15 protein-coding genes are annotated in these 15752 nt (G+C 67.1%); 9 read left to right on the forward strand and 6 right to left on the reverse strand.

The genetic code is table 11. The features are described 5' to 3' along the window. Positions 1 to 129 precede the first annotated feature (129 nt). On the reverse strand, positions 130 to 492 hold the full coding sequence (locus BES08_RS01625; RefSeq protein ID WP_069707524.1) for a putative quinol monooxygenase: 363 nt from the start codon (positions 490 to 492) through the stop codon (positions 130 to 132). A 133-nt stretch (positions 493 to 625) separates the two neighbouring features. On the opposite strand from BES08_RS01625, the gene BES08_RS01630 reads away from it, so the two are divergent. Then, positions 626 to 1384, forward strand: coding sequence for a glucose 1-dehydrogenase (locus BES08_RS01630; RefSeq protein WP_008830437.1), 759 nt, complete (start codon positions 626 to 628; stop codon positions 1382 to 1384). Between the two features lie 43 nt (positions 1385 to 1427). Here the strand turns inward: BES08_RS01630 and BES08_RS01635 are convergent, their stop codons facing one another. The 3 genes from BES08_RS01635 to BES08_RS01645 all read right to left on the reverse strand — a co-directional run bounded on the left by BES08_RS01635 (position 1428) and on the right by BES08_RS01645 (position 5189). Then, complete coding sequence (locus tag BES08_RS01635; RefSeq protein ID WP_069707525.1) at positions 1428 to 2648, reverse strand: glycosyltransferase; 1221 nt, start codon at positions 2646 to 2648, stop codon at positions 1428 to 1430. A gap of 23 nt (positions 2649 to 2671) precedes the next feature. Continuing rightward, entirely contained in the window at positions 2672 to 3244 is a 573-nt protein-coding gene (locus tag BES08_RS01640; protein ID WP_069707526.1) for a helix-turn-helix domain-containing protein, read from the reverse strand. 160 nt (positions 3245 to 3404) lie between these two features. Then, the gene (locus BES08_RS01645) at positions 3405 to 5189 is read right to left on the reverse strand and encodes an ABC-F family ATP-binding cassette domain-containing protein (protein ID WP_069707527.1); all 1785 of its coding nucleotides are present in this window, start codon (positions 5187 to 5189) and stop codon (positions 3405 to 3407) included. A gap of 272 nt (positions 5190 to 5461) precedes the next feature. Between BES08_RS01645 and BES08_RS01650 the strand changes: the two genes are divergently transcribed. From BES08_RS01650 to BES08_RS01665, 4 genes are all read left to right on the forward strand, one after another. Beyond that, on the forward strand, positions 5462 to 5761 hold the full coding sequence (locus BES08_RS01650) for a PepSY domain-containing protein (protein ID WP_008832031.1): 300 nt from the start codon (positions 5462 to 5464) through the stop codon (positions 5759 to 5761). Positions 5762 to 5865: 104 nt separating this feature from the next. Further along, positions 5866 to 6543, forward strand: a complete 678-nt coding sequence (locus BES08_RS01655; protein WP_008832032.1) for a response regulator transcription factor — start codon at positions 5866 to 5868, stop codon at positions 6541 to 6543. A 61-nt stretch (positions 6544 to 6604) separates the two neighbouring features. Next, a complete protein-coding gene (locus BES08_RS01660) occupies positions 6605 to 7921 on the forward strand; it encodes a sensor histidine kinase (RefSeq protein ID WP_231958208.1) in 1317 nt (438 codons plus the stop codon). Positions 7922 to 8021: 100 nt separating this feature from the next. After that, the gene (locus BES08_RS01665) at positions 8022 to 8225 is read left to right on the forward strand and encodes a hypothetical protein (RefSeq protein ID WP_008832034.1); all 204 of its coding nucleotides are present in this window, start codon (positions 8022 to 8024) and stop codon (positions 8223 to 8225) included. 135 nt (positions 8226 to 8360) lie between these two features. Here the strand turns inward: BES08_RS01665 and BES08_RS01670 are convergent, their stop codons facing one another. Then, positions 8361 to 8675, reverse strand: a complete 315-nt coding sequence (locus BES08_RS01670; protein ID WP_008832035.1) for a chorismate mutase — start codon at positions 8673 to 8675, stop codon at positions 8361 to 8363. A 108-nt stretch (positions 8676 to 8783) separates the two neighbouring features. On the opposite strand from BES08_RS01670, the gene BES08_RS01675 reads away from it, so the two are divergent. Both BES08_RS01675 and BES08_RS01680 read left to right on the forward strand, forming a co-directional pair. Beyond that, a complete protein-coding gene (locus tag BES08_RS01675; protein WP_036522601.1) occupies positions 8784 to 9800 on the forward strand; it encodes a polyprenyl synthetase family protein in 1017 nt (338 codons plus the stop codon). Between the two features lie 242 nt (positions 9801 to 10042). Then, positions 10043 to 10801, forward strand: a complete 759-nt coding sequence (locus tag BES08_RS01680; RefSeq protein WP_069707528.1) for an energy transducer TonB — start codon at positions 10043 to 10045, stop codon at positions 10799 to 10801. Between the two features lie 2 nt (positions 10802 to 10803). Here BES08_RS01680 and BES08_RS01685 read toward each other — a convergent pair whose 3' ends face one another. Next, the gene (locus BES08_RS01685) at positions 10804 to 12732 is read right to left on the reverse strand and encodes a putative bifunctional diguanylate cyclase/phosphodiesterase (protein WP_069707529.1); all 1929 of its coding nucleotides are present in this window, start codon (positions 12730 to 12732) and stop codon (positions 10804 to 10806) included. Between the two features lie 191 nt (positions 12733 to 12923). On the opposite strand from BES08_RS01685, the gene hrpB reads away from it, so the two are divergent. Continuing rightward, complete coding sequence (gene hrpB / locus BES08_RS01690) at positions 12924 to 15404, forward strand: ATP-dependent helicase HrpB (RefSeq protein ID WP_069707530.1); 2481 nt, start codon at positions 12924 to 12926, stop codon at positions 15402 to 15404. Between the two features lie 45 nt (positions 15405 to 15449). Continuing rightward, a complete protein-coding gene (locus tag BES08_RS01695) occupies positions 15450 to 15728 on the forward strand; it encodes an ETC complex I subunit (RefSeq protein ID WP_008830939.1) in 279 nt (92 codons plus the stop codon). Positions 15729 to 15752 lie beyond the last annotated feature (24 nt).

Genomic DNA, 15752 nt, shown 5'->3' on the forward strand with positions numbered 1-15752 from the left:
CCCGGACTTGATCCGGGGCCGCTGGCTGTCTTTAGATGCGTGCTCGCCGCGAAGCACCCTGCCGATGGTTCGGTGGTTCACGGCCAGCGGTCCCGGATCAAGTCCGGGACGACGCACATTTGCCCGGTGTCAGCCTTCCAGCGTTACCCCGAAAATCTCCTTCCGCGGCCAGCCGTCATCCGCATAGACCGCCTCCGGCATGCCCGCGCCGTAAAGCTGCACGCCGAACCCGGTGATCTCCCACTGCTCCAGATGCGCGCGCATGTCGGCGTAAGGCGGGTCGGCGAAGTGCTGGAGGAGGTCTTTCTCGCTCTCCCATTCCTCGTAGACCTGGATCACGCCGGGATCGATCGGATCGACCGCCCACGTATAGGCGAGACAACCCTTCTCCTCGCGCGCGGCGAGGATGTGGTCGCGGCCCGTGGTGATGATCTCGGCGCAGGTGCTCTCGTCGCCTGCATAGCGCAGCCAGCCGGCCACGATGATGCGCATGGAATTGTCCTCTCTTCGTTGTGCCGCGAAGGCTAGGGGCGCCCCGGGCGAAGCGCCGCTCTCACTTTGCACAGGTGGCCGAGAGCGACGCCGCGGGCCAAGTCCGTGGCCGAAGAAAAACGGAGAGAGCGGCATGACGGGACGGATCGAAAGCAAAGTGGCGCTGGTCACCGGCGCCGCCTCGGGGCTGGGCGAGGCGATCGTGCGCCGTTACATGGCCGAGGGCGCAGCGGTGCTGGTCGCCGATATCGACGCGGCTGCGGGCGAGCGGCTGGCCGCAGACCTTGGCGCGGCGGCGCATTTCGTCCCTCTCGACGTGACGCAGGAAGATCAGTGGATCACCGCCTTCGCTCGGGCGGACGAACTGCATGGCCGCCTCGACGTGCTTGTGAACTGCGCCGGGATCACCACCGTCGGTTCGGTGGAGGCGCTGACTCTGGACGCTTTCCGCCATGAACTCGACGTGGATCTTGCCGGGCCGTTCCTTGGCTGCAAGCATGTCGTTCCGCTGATGAAGCGCACCGGCGGTTCGGTCATCAACATCGCCTCGATGGCGAGCATCCGTGCTCGGGACTATCTGGCCGCCTATAACGCCGCGAAGGCGGGCGTCACTCACATGACCAAGTCGATCGCGCTGCACTACGCGCACGAGAAGTACGGCATCCGCTGCAATTCGGTGCATCCCGGCGTGATCCACACGCCGATCCTCGACAAAGTGCTGGCGCAATCCGACCAGCCCGAAAAGCTCTACGCCGAATGGGTCGCGGGCCACCCGATCGGCCGTCTCGGCAAGCCGGAGGAAGTGGCGGCGCTGTGCCTCTACCTCGCCAGCGACGAGAGCGCCTTCGCCACCGGCGCGGAGTTCGTGCTGGACGGCGGCTCGTCGCTCTGAAATCCGTCATTGCTTCGCTGCGCTCGCAATGACGAAGCAAAAGTCAGGCGGTTTCCTCAAGCTCCGGGGCGGGTTCGTCCTGCCCCAGCACGCCCTTCCAGAAGTGCACGATGTTCTCGGCATTGACGCCCCACGAGAAGCGGCTGACGTGTTCGGCTACTTGCGCCTGTGTCGGCGGATCGGCGAGGATGTCCTCCACCGCTGCCGCGATGGCGTCGGGGGTGCGTTCGACGATGCGTCCGGCGCTGGCGTCGCTGACAATCTCGCGCGCGCCGCCGATGTCGGGAATGACGATCGGGGTGCCGCAGGCGAGGCCCTCCACCCACACGTTCGCCAGTCCCTCGCTGGCGGAGGGCAGTACCAGCACGTCCGCCGCGCACAGGACGTGCGGCAGCAGTTCGTGATCGACGAGGCCGAGGAACTGCACGCGCTCGGCCACGCCGAGGCGCTGGGCGAGGGCTTTCAGCCGTGCCTCGTCCTCGCCGCTACCGGCCAGCGCAAGGCGGGCTTCGGGCAGGCGGCACAGCGCCTCGATCACCAGCGCCTGACCCTTGCGCGGGATCAGCGCACCGGGCGTCACCAGCAGCGGACCTTCGGACCAGATGCCGAGATTCGGCATCGCCGAGACGAGGGCGCGAGCGGCGCCGCGCTCGATCGGATGGAACTTCTCGCGGTCGAGGCCGGTGTAGTGGATGTCGATCCGGTCGGCGGGCATGCCGAGCTGGATCATGTCCTCGCGCAGCGCCTGACTGACCGCGAGCAGCCCGGCGGACTGGTGCGCCGCCTCCAGCATCTGCTTCAGGGCATGCGGGCGCTGGCCCCAGAAATGGATGTCCGCCCCGCGCGACTTGATTGTCAGCGGAATGCCCAGTTCACGCGCGACGATCGCCGCGGCCGGGCCGTCCGGGAAGAAGAACTGCGCATCGACGAGGTCGAAGGGCTTCTCCTTGTGCAATTTGCGCACCAACGGCAGCACGGCGCGGGCGATGCGCCCCGGATTGGTGTCACCGCCGACTTTCGGGAACGTGGTGAACTTGGGGTAGTGGACCTTGAGGCCCACCGCGTCGCTCACCTCCGGAATGTCCTTCAGCCGCGCGTAGGGCTCGCGCGTGGAGAGTGGCCAGGGCGGGATGCCGATGGGGCTCACCATCGTCAGTTCCACCTGACCGCTGGCGACGACCGCGCGCATCTGGTTGCCGACGAAAACGCCGAACGAGGGCTTCACCGGGTTGGGAAACAGCGTGGCGATGGACAGGACGTGCATGGATTTCCCGTGGCGGCCGAGGGTCAGAGCTTGCGGACCAGCATTTCGGCAACCGCGAGCCAGGCGGGTTGTTCCACCGCGACCGGGCTTTTGCCAGCGGCGGGCGGCAGGAGGGTGACGGTTTGTGCACTACCCTCGATAAGCCGACCGAACGCGAAGCGTCCGCCCGGCATGGGCGCGAGGACGTCGCGGTTGAGCAGGTCGGTGGCCTCTTCCGGACGGTGCTGGCGCAGCCACAGCTGGTCGCCCTCGCGGTATTCGCCGACGGCGGCGTCCACTGAAACCACGACCCATGGCGCATCGGCGGAGAGATCGTTGGGCAGCACGGCATCGACCGGCTTCTTCAGCGCCTCGGCGCCTTTAGTGCCCAGCGTGGCGACTAGGCGGGCGGGCTCGGCGCCTTCGGAGCGCAGAAGCGTTTCCGGCTCCACCTGCAGCGCGGCGGCGATGCGGTTCATCCATACCAGCGACAGGTTGCGCATGCCGGTTTCGAGGCGGCCGATGGTCTGCGCGGTGGTCGGCGGATCGCAGGCCAGCGCCACGTCGGCCAGAGTCATGTTCTTCTGGCGGCGGATGTCGCGGATGCGGTTTATCATGCGGAGCCTCTGTAACCGATTTGGTTTAAGGGGGCTATCGGCCGATTGGCGGGGTTTGGCAAGGGGGCGTTGCGCACGGTATGCCCACCCCGCTGCGACTAGTCGATAAATCGCCAAGTCTCGCTCCCCTCCCGCTCGCGGGAGGGGTTGGGGGTGGGTTTCAGCCCTCGACCTGCTCCGCCAGTTCCAGCCAGCGCTCCTCCGCCGTATCCTTTTCAGTCCGTGCCTTGGCGATGGCGTCGGTCAGCGCGGCGAACTTCTTCGGGTCGCGCGTATAGAGCGCCGGGTCGGACAGTGCCGTCTCGTCGCGCGCGATCAGGCCTTCCAGTTCCGCGATCCGCTTGGGCAGCAGTTCGTAGTCGCGCTGGTCCTTGTAGGACAGCTTGGCCTTCTTGGCGGGCATCTGCGGCGCGGCGGCTGCGGTTTCCGCCTTGGCCTTCTTCGCCGCGCCCACGGTGCGCTCACGGCGCTTGGCTTCCCAGTCGGCATAGCCGCCCGCGATCACGTCGATGTGGCCCGAGCCGTCGAGGCCCAGCGTGATGTTCACCGTGCGGTCGAGGAAGTCGCGGTCGTGGCTGACGATCAGCACGGTGCCGTCGTAGTCCGAGATCACTTCCTGCAGCAGGTCGAGCGTTTCCAGATCGAGATCGTTGGTCGGCTCGTCGAGCACCAGCAGGCTGGAGGTGGTGGCGAATTCGCGCGCGAACAGCAGGCGCGAACGCTCGCCGCCCGAAAGGGTGCCGACCTTCGCCTCGACCAGACCCGGATCGAACAGGAAGTCCTTGAGATAGCCTTGGATGTGCTTGCGCACCCCGCGCACGTCGATCCAGTCGCTGCCTTCGGCCAGCACGTCGCGGATACGCATTTCCGGCTCCATGCGGCTGCGCTGCTGGTCGATCACAGTGGGCTCCATGCTGGCGGCCTGCGTGATCGTGCCGGAATCGGGCTGCATCTCGCCCATCAGCAGCTTGAGCAGCGTGGTCTTGCCCGAACCGTTGGCGCCGACGATGCCGATGCGGTCGCCGCGCTGGATGCGTAGGGAGAAGTCCTTGATGACCGTGCGGTCTCCGAAGGCCTTGGTCACCTTGTCGGCGACGATCACCGACTTGGTCTTGCTGTCGTTGGCGACGACTTCCAGCTTGGCCGCGCCCTGCGGGCCGACCATCGCGGCGCGGGTGGCGCGCATTTCCCACAGCTTCGCCAGACGGCCCTGATTGCGCTTGCGGCGCGCGGTTACGCCGCGTTCCAGCCAGTGCGCCTCGATCTTGAGCTTGGCGTCGAGCTTCTGCGCGGCGCGCGCTTCCTCGGCGTAGACTTCCTCTTCCCATGCCTCGTAGCCGCCGAAGCCGATGTCCTTGCGGCGCAGGCCGCCGCGGTCGAGCCACAGCGTCGCGTTGGTCAGGCGGGTGAGGAAGGTGCGGTCGTGGCTGATGACCACGAAGGCGCCGTTGTAGCGCTGCAGCCACGATTCCAGCCAGTCGATCGCGGCGAGGTCGAGGTGGTTGGTCGGCTCGTCGAGCAGCAGCAGGTCGGGCTCCATCGCCAGCGCACGGCACAGCGCGGCGCGGCGGCGCTCACCGCCCGATGCGCTGGCGGCCTCGCGCGAAAGGTCGATGCCGAGCTGGTCGGCGATCGCCTCGACTTCGTGCTGCGCGGGGGCGTCGTCGCCATGGATCGCGAAGTCGAGCAGGGTGTTGTAGCCGGTGAAGAACGGGTCCTGTTCCAGCGTGACGACGCGCGTGCCCGGCTGCACCGAGCGGGTGCCCTTGTCGGCATCGACGATCCCCGCCAGCAGCTTGAGCAGCGTGGTTTTCCCGGCGCCGTTGCGGCCGATCAGCGCCAGCCGGTCGCGCGGCCCCACGTTGATGTCGAGGCCCTGAAAGAGCCAACCATTGCCCTGGACGAGGCCAAGATTTTCCCAGCTGAGGATCGGTGCGAGTGCCATGGGCCGCGCCCTACAGGGGAGTGAGGGGGAAGGGAAGTACCGCAAGTCCTCCCTGTCGCGCAGCGATGGGGAGGGGGACCGCCGACGCAGTCGGTGGTGGAGGGGGAATACGCGACCCCTCCGTCAGCCCTGCGGGCTGCCACCTCCCCATCGCTGCGCGACAGGGAGGATCAGGTTTGCGTTGCCCATCGGCCACACCGGAAACCTGTCTGCCACCTTCCCGCCACATTCAGGACTTGTTCAAGCCTTCAACTTTAGGCACCGAAGCCGTGATGAAAAGGATTTCGACCCTCCTTGCGGCGCTGGCCGTGCTTCCCGCCCTGATTGTTCCGGTGGCGCATGCTTCCGGCGGCGAGCAAGGCGAACTGCGGCGTGAGCGCCGCGCCGGCAACGTGCTGCCCCCGCGCGAGATCGAGCGCGAAGTGCTGCCCCGCATGTCGGGAATGCAGTACATCGGGCCGGAGTACGACCCGGCGGCGATGACCTATCGCCTCAAGTTCATCAAGAACGGGAAGGTCTATTTCGTCGATGTGGATGCCCGGACGGGGCGCATCATCGGCCAGTCGCGCTAGAGCGCTCGTACGGGAACGGGCCGGGAACTTAGCGACGCCCTGTTGCTTGACCGTTTCACCCTTTCGGCCCATCTCAACCTCGTTCATGTTAGGAGGACGGTACATTGCGCATCCTGATCGTCGAGGATGAGCCCACCCTGGGCAACCAGCTCAAGACCACGCTGGAGCAGAACGGCTATGCCGTGGACCTCTCCGCCGATGGCGAGGATGGGCATTTCCTCGGCTCCACCGAAGACTACGATGCGGTGATCCTCGACCTCGGCCTGCCCGAGATCGACGGACTGACCGTGCTGGGCATGTGGCGCCGCGAGGGCCGCACGTTCCCGGTGCTGGTGCTGACCGCGCGCGACAGTTGGTCGGACAAGGTCGCGGGCCTCGATGCCGGCGCCGACGACTATCTGGCCAAGCCGTTCCAGACCGAGGAACTGATCGCCCGCCTGCGCGCGCTGATCCGCCGCGCCTCGGGCAATACCTCCAGCGAGCTGACGGCGGGGCCTGTGCGCCTTGACACCCGCTCGGGCCGCGTCACGCTGTCCGGCGAGCCGGTCAAGCTGACCGCGCAAGAATACAAGCTGCTGTCCTACCTGATGCACCACAAGGGCAAGGTGGTCAGCCGCACCGAACTGATCGAGCACATCTACGATCAGGATTTCGACCGCGATTCGAACACGATCGAGGTCTTCGTCACGCGCATCCGCAAGAAGCTGGGTGCCGATGTCATCACGACGATCCGCGGCCTTGGATACAGTCTCGACGATCCCGCCGAACCCGGCCGCGGCTGACGCCGCCCCATCTCAGGCGCCCGTGAAGCGGGCCGGTAGTACCGGCTCGCTCGCGCGGCGCATGATGCTGATCGCGGCGGGGTGGATCTCTTTCCTCCTGCTCGCGGGTGGACTGGCGCTCGACCACACCGTCACCGGCATCGTCACGCGCAACTTCGACGAACAGTTGGGCTACATGCTGACCGGCATGATCGGCTCGGCCGAGATTTCGCAGGACGGCGAGGTTTTCTTCCTGCGTCCCTTGGGCGACCAGCGGTTCCTCGAACCCAATTCCGGCCTCTACTGGCAGATTCGCGCCAAGGGGCACGAGGATTTTCCCTCGCGCTCGCTGTGGGACCGCAGCCTGAACGTGCCGGACGGCCACTTCGACGCCGAAACCCATGTTTATGACAGCTTCCAGTTCGAGGGCGAGCCGCTTCGCGTGATGGAGCGCTCGATCATCCTGCCGGGCAGCGATGCCAAGTGGATGTTCACCGTCGCGGCCAGCCGCAAGGACCTCGACGACCAGATCAAGATGATCCGCTCGATCCTGGTTTACAGCTTCGTCGCACTCGGCGTCGGCCTGCTGCTGATGGCGGGGATGCAGACATGGTACGGCCTGTTTCCGCTTCGCCATGTGCGCCGCGCGATCCAGAAGCTGCGCACCACCGGCTCCAGCCGCGTCAACGATCCGCTCCCGCGTGAGGTCGAGCCGCTGGTGAACGAGCTGAACGCGCTGCTCGCCCATACCGAGCGGCAGGCGGAGGAGGCGCGCACCCACGCGGGCAACCTCGCCCATGCCCTCAAGACGCCGCTGACGGTGGTGATGAACGCCGCCACGGCACAGGCGCCGGACCTTGCCGACACCGTGATTCGCGAGGCGGCGGTGATGCGCCGTCAGGTCGACCATCACCTTGCCCGCGCCCGCGCCGTCGGCCGCCGCGCCGTCGGCCAGTCACGTGCCGAGGTCTGGCCGAGCCTCGAGGCGGTGATGCGCGCGGTCGAGCGGCTCTACGACCAGACCCGCCTCGATCTCGACGGTAACCACGACGCCATCGTGGCGATGGAGAAGCAGGACCTCGAGGAAATGCTCGGCAACCTGATCGAGAATGCGGCCAAGTACGGCGGCGGCAGCGTCTTCGTCACCGTCGATGCGGCGAAGAACGAGCGGTTCTGCGAAATCTGGATCGAGGACGACGGCATGGGCATCCCCGAGGCCGAGCGCACCCGCATCTTCGATCGCGGCGCGCGGCTCGATACCGGAAAGCCCGGCACCGGCCTGGGGCTTGCGATCGTGCGCGATGTGGTGGAGATTTACGGCGGCACCGTCGAACTCGACGAGAGCGAGGATCTGGGCGGGCTGCTGGTGAAACTGAAGCTGCCGCGGACTGGGGCGTAATACGTTTCCCGGCACATTTTTCGGGGTAACCGGCCCTGCCACGGCTTGCGGTCGCGGGCAGGGCGGCTATCTGCGCCGCATAGCCAATTCAGGAGCATTCATGAGCAAGCCCATCAACGTCCCGCTGACTTCGGACGAGATCGAAATGCTGGTCGACGCACTGGAAGTCGATCTCGAGGGTTACCTCGAATCGGCCAAGGAAGCGCGCGGCAACGGCAACCGTGACGACGTCGCGACCTTCACCGAGGCGGCGACGCGGATCCAGACGCTGATGGCGCGCCTGCAGGGTCTGGTGGAAGAGTAAGTCGGTAGTTCCTCCCCGAGCTTGTCTCGGGGAGGGGGACCGCCGACGAAGTCGGTGGTGGAGGGGGAGAGGACGCAGCCCCTCTGTCAGCGACTGCGTCGCCGCCACCTCCCCGAGACAAGTTCGGGGAGGAACTCAGCCCTCGTTCTTCGCCCGCTCGTGGTGGCGGATCACTTCGTCGATCACGAAGCGGATGAACTTCTCGCCGAAATCGGGGTCGAGATGCGCGTCCTCGGCCAGCTTGCGCAGGCGGGCGATCTGGCGCTCCTCGCGGCCGGGGTCGGAGGCGGGAAGGTCGGTCTTCGCCTTGTATTCGCCCACGGCCTTGGTGATCCGGAAACGCTCGGCGAGCATGTGGATCAGCGCGGCATCGATGTTATCGATGCTGGAACGAAAGCCCGCGAGGACGGGGTCGACGGTGCCGACGGTCGAGGAAGTCTGCTGAGTCATCGCAGCGCCCGCTAGCACGGGTTTCCCACTTCTGCCAATCCGGTTGCGGCCACGGTTGATACCGTTTGCACTTGCGTTGCGGTCGCCTTGAGCCCAAAGCGCGCAGCGATGAGCGCAGATATCGTCCCCCTGCAGACGCGCAGGCAGCAACCCTCCCTGGCTCCCATGCTGGCGCTTACCGCGTCCGGCATGAACAGCGTCAATGCCGTCATTCTCGACCGCATGCAGAGTGAGATTCCCCTTATTCCCGCCCTTGCCGGGCACTTGATCTCGGGCGGCGGCAAGCGCATGCGCCCGATGCTGATGGTCGCGGCTGCTGAGCTGTGCGGCTACCAGGGCAACCGCCACCACAAGCTGGCCGCCGCCGTGGAATTCCTCCACACCGCCACGCTGCTTCACGACGACGTCGTCGACGGTTCGGACATGCGCCGGGGCAAGGCTGCCGCGAACATCGTGTTCGGCAATCCGGCGACGGTGCTGGTGGGCGACTTCCTGTTCACCCGGGCTTTCGAACTGATGGTCGAGGACGGCAGCCTCAAGGTTTTGCGGGTCTTCTCCAAGGCCAGTTCGATCATCGCGGCCGGCGAGGTCGACCAGTTGACTGCGCAGCGCCGGATCGAGACGAGCGAGGACCATTACCTCCAGATCATCGGCTCCAAGACCGCCGCGCTCTTCGCCGCCGCCACCCGCATTTCCGCGATCGTTGCGGAAAAGAGCGAGGCGGAGGAAATGGCGCTCGACGCTTATGGCCGCAACCTCGGCATCGCCTTCCAGCTGGTGGACGATGCGATCGACTACGATTCGGAAGTGACCGAATCGGGCAAGGACAAGGGCGACGATTTCCGCGAGGGCAAGATGACCCTGCCGGTGATCCTCGCCTACGCGCGCGGCAATGCCGAGGAGCGCAAGTTCTGGGAGGACGCCATCGCCGGTTTCCGCACCGAGGACGAAGACCTCGCTCATGCGGTCGAACTGATCAACCGCCACGGCTGCGTCGAGGCGACCCGCGAGCGGGCACGGCTTTACGCCCAGCGCGCGATCGACGCGATTGCAGGCTTCCCTGCGGGCGAGGCACGCAACGCCATGGCCGAGGCGGTGGAGTTCGCCGTTGCGCGGCGTTACTAATCAATAAAAGGCCCACCCCCACCCCCACCCCCACCCCCAGCCTCTCCCGCAAGCGGGAGGGGAGCAAGTCGGACCTGCTCTCCCGCATGCGGGAGGGCCGGGAGGCTTGGCAGTCCTGAGCTTGTCGAAGGGCTGCCTAGCCGGACGGGGTGGGCGAAAGCGCCACAGTCCACAGAGATTGCGACACTCTGCAACAAAGCCGTAATTGCAGCGCGAGCACGGCTCGCTTAATGAGGCGCGCCATGCCCTCCTACGCCGACAGGGGCGGATACCAATCCGGTTCGCCTCGCCAACGCCTGATATCCTCACTGCTGTCGGCGGCGATCATCGTGATCGCCTTGCTGATCGCGATCTATCAGACGGCGGTGGCCCCTCTGCGCGAGAAGGCGAAGAACCCCGTCACCTTTAATGTTGAGGGCGAGGATGCCGATACCGGCGCCAAGTCTCCGGAGCCCGCCAAGAAGGCGGAGAAGGCCGAGAAGGACCAGGTCCAACAGCCCAAGGTCGCGGTCGAGACACCGGTACAGCCGATCGAGAAGCCGACCCAGACGCCGGAGAAGCCTGCCTTCAGCTTCCTCAAGCTCTCCAAGTCGGACATGGCGGCGGCCGATATCGGCGGCATGAAGAGTTCGGGCAGCGGCAGTCCCTCGGGCGGCGGCAACAGCGGCTCGACTTACGGTCCCGGCGAGGGGCCGGGCGGCGCCACGCTCTATAATGCAGACTGGTTCCGCAGGCCCACCGATGCGCAGCTCGGCGGCTACATGCCCGCCAATGCCCCGCCCGAGGGCTGGGGCATGGTCGCCTGCCAGACGATCGATCACTATCACGTCGAGAACTGCCAGATACTCGGCGAGTCGCCGCGCGGTTCGGGCTTCGGGCGTGCGGTGCTCAACGCCGCGTGGCAGTTCCAGGTGATCCCGCCGCGCATCAACGGCAAGCCGCAGGTCGGCGAATGGGTACGCATCCGCATCGATTACGGCGTGCGCGCCAGTCCGGGCTGACGTCAGCCCGCCACCGCATCCCAGCGGGCTGTTCCCGGATGGGCAAGGCGGTCCAGCAGTCTTGCCAGCGGCATGGGGCGGGCGATGAAATAGCCCTGCGCCAGCGAAAACCCTGCCAGCCTTGCGCTGACAAACTGGTTCTCCGTCTCGATTCCCTCGATCACGCATTCCAGCGAGAGCGAGCGGGCGAGGTGACGGATCGCCGTGATCAGGCGGCGGCCGGAAGCCTCGTCCAGCCGCACCGCGAAGCTGCGGTCGATCTTCACCATGTCCAGCGGCAACTGGTGCAGCGAGGACAGGCTGGAATAGCCGGTGCCGAAATCGTCAAGCGCGATCCGCATCCCCGTCTGCCGCAGCCGTTCAAGCGCGGCGCTGGCTATGGCGAACTCCGAGATCAGCGAGGATTCGGTGATTTCGATCAGCACGCGGCGCGGATCGCATGCGGAAGCGGCCATGCGCTGGAGCAGGGCATCGATCGTCTGCGGGTTGCAGATGTCGTTGCCCGACAGGTTGAACGACAGGCGCAGACCGGCAGGCAGCCGCGCCAGTGCGTCGAGCGCCTTGTCGAACAGCGTCAACGTGACGTCGCGTGCACGCCCGACGCGCTCGGCAGAGGCGATCAGCAGTTCGGGCGCAATGTCGCCCAGCCGGGGCGAGTGCCAGCGGGCGAGGCATTCGACGCCGATCGTGTCGAGATCGTCGGTCGCCACGATCGGCTGGTAGTTCAGCGACAGCTCGCTCTCCAGGTCGGCCAGCTGCAGCGCTGCGTCAAGTGCCTGCTCGCTGCGGATCAGTCGCTCCAGTTCCTGCGAAAACAGCACGCACTGGCCGCGCTTGTGGTTCTTCGCGTGGTAGAGCGCGAAGTCGGCGCGGTCGAACAGCAGGTTGGCGCTGGCTGCGGTCTCCGGATAGACGGCAAGGCCGGCGGAGCAGCCGACGGAAACCATGATGTCGCCGATGCGTGCGGGTTCGCGGATGGCGCGGCACAAGTCGCTCGCGACGCGTTCGGCCTCGGGTGGCCCGCTCATGACGATCAGCCCGAACTCGTCGCCGCCGAGCCGGGCGACGATGGCGTCGGGAGGGCAGGCGGCGTTCATGCGCGCGCCGATGATCTGCAGCAGGCGATCGCCATGGGCATGGCCGTGAGTGTCGTTGATCGGCTTGAAGCGGTCGAGGTCGATGAGGCCGACGCTGAAGCGGTCGTCGGGTCCGGCGCGCTCCAGCAGGCCTTCCAGCGTGGCGAAGAAAAAGCGGCGGTTGGGCATCCCCGTCAATGCGTCGGTCTGGGCGAGGCGGGCATTCTCCTCGCCGAGTATCTGCGCCTGCTGGCGCTCGTTGTTGAGGTCGCGCTGGGACGTTTCGAGATCGACGAAGGACCGGTAGGAATCGCGCAGGATCTTGAGGATACCGATCGCGACCAGGGTGATGTTCGCGGCGATGGCGACAAGCACCTCATGGCCGATGAACAGCGAATAGGTGAGGAACGTGCCCAGCACGGTGACGCAGACCGCCATGGCCGCGCGGGGCAGGAAGCTGAGGCAGAATACGCAGCCCAGCACCGTTACCGAGACGAAGACGGCGACGTGGCCGTGCTCGTAAGGGCCGCCGTACTGGTCCAGCGTCAGCGACCAGGCGACGAAGGCCATCGAAAAGGCCACCGCGAAGAAATGGGTGCGGCGCAGGCGTCGGCGGACCGCCTCGGGTTCGAGGTCGGCGGGCTTCACCGGGCGGGTCCAGACGATCATGCGCACGACGCACGCCGCGATCAGGATGCTCGGGATCGTGTAGACCAGCAATGTTGGCGCCAACTGGCGATGGGTGAAGGCCAGGACGGCGGCATTGATCGAAAGCAGCCCGTACAGCGGTGGTATGTGCTCGCGCAGGCGCAGATACTGCGCGACGCTGAGAGGGTACTGACCGGCAACGTTCATGGGGTGCGCGTCTGCAATTCGAGAACGGGGAGATCGCAAGTGATCCCGGATAGTGTCCAAGTCTTTATGAAAAGTGCACGTGCCTTGCGAAACGATCCCGTAGTTACAGCCGATCCGGTGATTTTGGGGCAGTAAAGGGCATGGATCGGCGCCGCTTCCAAGTGGGCGGATCAGACGCTAAACGCCCGGGCGTGAGCACGCTACCGATCCATGCCGTCCTGCCTGACCTCCTCGCCGCCTTGCGTGCGGGGACGGGCGCGGTGCTGATCGCGCCGCCCGGGGCCGGCAAGACCACCGCGCTTGCCCCGGCCCTGCTGGGCGAGGGCTGGTGCACCGGCACCGTCATCCTTCTTTCCCCGCGCCGTGTCGCCGCGCGCGCCGCTGCGGAACGCATGGCCGAGGGGCTCGGCGAGGCGGCGGGCGAGACGATCGGCTACATCACCCGTCTCGACGTCAAGCGCTCGGCCCGCACCCGTGTCCTGGTGATGACAGAGGCGATCTTCGTCTCGACGATCCTTGCCGATCCGGAGCTTCCGGGCGTGTCCGCCGTGCTGTTCGACGAGGCGCACGAACGCCATCTCGACAGCGACCTCGGCCTTGCCCTTGCGATCGAAAGCCGCAGCATCCTGCGCGAGGACCTGCGGGTGGTGGTGATGTCGGCCACCATCGACGGCACCCGCTTCGCCCGGCTGCTGGGCGAGGGCACGCCGGTCATCGAGAGCGCGGGCAAGGCCTGGCCGCTGGACCTGCGCTGGCTTGGGCACGCGCCGGACAGGCGGATCGAGGATGCGGTGACCTCGGCCGTCCTCACCGCATGGCGTGAGACGGCACAGGAAGGGCGGGGGGGCGACGTGCTCGCGTTTCTGCCCGGTGTGCGCGAGATCGAGCGCGTAGCGGAAGCGCTGGTCCAGAAACTGCCCTCCGCGCTGGTCCTCCCGCTCCACGGACAGTGCGAGCCCGCCGCCCAGCGTGCAGCGATCCGGCGCGATCCAGAAGGACGCCGCCGCGTGGTGCTTGCGACCGCCATCGCCGAGACCTCGCTGACGCTCGACGGCGTTTCGGTGGTGGTGGACGCGGGCCTTTCGCGCCGCGCGGAGTTCGACAAGGCGGCGGGCGTGACCCGGCTCGTCACGCACCGCGCCAGCCGGGCTTCGGCCGCCCAGCGTGCGGGGCGCGCCGCACGCCAGCAGCCCGGCGTCGCCTACCGCTTGTGGGAAGAAGCCGCGCATGCAGGCCGCCCCGAGTTCGACCCGCCGGAAATGCTGACCAGCGACCTCGCGCCGCTAACCCTTGCGCTGGCGCAGTGGGGGGCAGGCGCTCCCGAGGCGATGGCGTGGCTCGATCCGCCGCCGGTGCCTGCGCTGGAGGCGGCGCGCAAGGGCCTCGCCGCACTCGGCGCGCTGGACAAGGCGGGGCGCATTACCGCGTTCGGCCGCAAGGTCGCGAGCCTGCCGATGGATCCGCCACAGGCGGCGATGATCTTGCGCGCCGCTGAACACGGCGCAGGCGAAGATGCCGCGAAACTGGCGCTGCTGTTGCAGGAGCGCGGTCTAGGTGGCCGTAGCGACGATCTCGCACAGCGGCTCTCGCGCTGGAACGCCGATCGTGCCCCCCGCGCGCAGGCCTCGCGCAAGCTGGCTTCGGGCTGGGCACGCCGTGCGGCCGGACTGGTGCGGGCGGGCGCTTCGGACGATCTGCCGCCCGGCGTGCTTCTCGCACTCGGCCGCCCGGACATGCTGGCACGCCGCCGCGACGGTTCGGGCGAGACGTGGCTGAGCGCCGGGGGGCGGGGCTACGTGCTCGATCCCGCCTCGCCGCTGGCTGCGCGCGAGTGGATGGTGATCGGTGATGCGCAGGGCCAGGCGAAAGGCGCGCGCATTCTTTCCGGTGCCTCGCTGGAGATTGCCGAAGTCGAGGCGTGGCTGGGTGACGCCATCGAACGTCGCACCATTCTGCGCTGGAACGAGGGCGACGCGCGGGTCGAGGCGCGGCTGGAGCGCTGCATGGGCGCCATCACCCTGACGAGCGGACCCGATCCAGCCCCCGATCCCGAGGCGATCCGCGCTTTCCTGATCGAGCGAATCCGTCTCAAGGGCCTGTCGCTGGTGCCGCTGGGCAAGGGCGCGCAAGGGTTTCTGCGCCGCGCACGCTATGCCGGGATCGCGGCGCTGTCCGAAGAGGCGCTGCTGGCGGACCTCGAGGACTGGCTCGGCCCGCTGCTCGGCCGCCGTCTCGACGCGCTCGATGGCGGCGCCTTGTCGCAGGCCTTGCGCAACCGGATGGACTGGAACGACCAGCAGGAGCTTGAACGCCTCGCGCCCGCAGAATTCCGCAGTCCCGTAGGGACCAGCCATCCGATCGACTACGAGGACGAGGGCGGCCCCTCCGTCGAGATACGCGTGCAGGCGCTGTTCGGGCTCGACCGGCATCCCGGTTTCGGTCAGCCGTCGCAGCCGCTCCTGCTCAAGCTGACTTCGCCCGCCGGCCGCCCGCTCCAGACCACGCGCGACCTGCCGGGCTTCTGGCGCGGATCGTGGCGCGACGTGCAGCGCGACATGAAAGGCCGCTACCCGCGGCACCGCTGGCCGGACGAGCCCTGGAACGAGGACCCCAGCCTCAAGACCCGCAATGCCTTCGAAGCCATGAAAGGTGGTGGAGGCCGCAAGGCGTGATTCGCGCTTGATTTCAGCCTCGATTCGAGGGCAAAGCGCTGGCTCATGAGCGCACGCATCTATCAACGCCCGAAGAACGCCATGCAGTCCGGCAAGGCGCTGCTCGATCAGTGGACCCTCGAGTTCACACCGTCGGAGGCTAAGAAGCCCGATCCCCTGATGGGTTGGGCCGGTTCGGGCGACATGCAGCAGCAGGTCATCCTGCGCTTCCCGACCTCGGACGAGGCAAAGGCTTATGCCGATAAGTACGGCATCGAGGCCGCCATCCACGCCACGCCGCCGCGCCGGCTCAAGATCCAGGCTTACGCCGACAACTTCCGCTGAGATATTAGGGGGCACGACTTGACG

It is taken from the genome of Novosphingobium resinovorum, assembly GCF_001742225.1.
In the GTDB taxonomy this organism is placed as follows: Bacteria; Pseudomonadota; Alphaproteobacteria; order Sphingomonadales; family Sphingomonadaceae; genus Novosphingobium; species Novosphingobium resinovorum_A.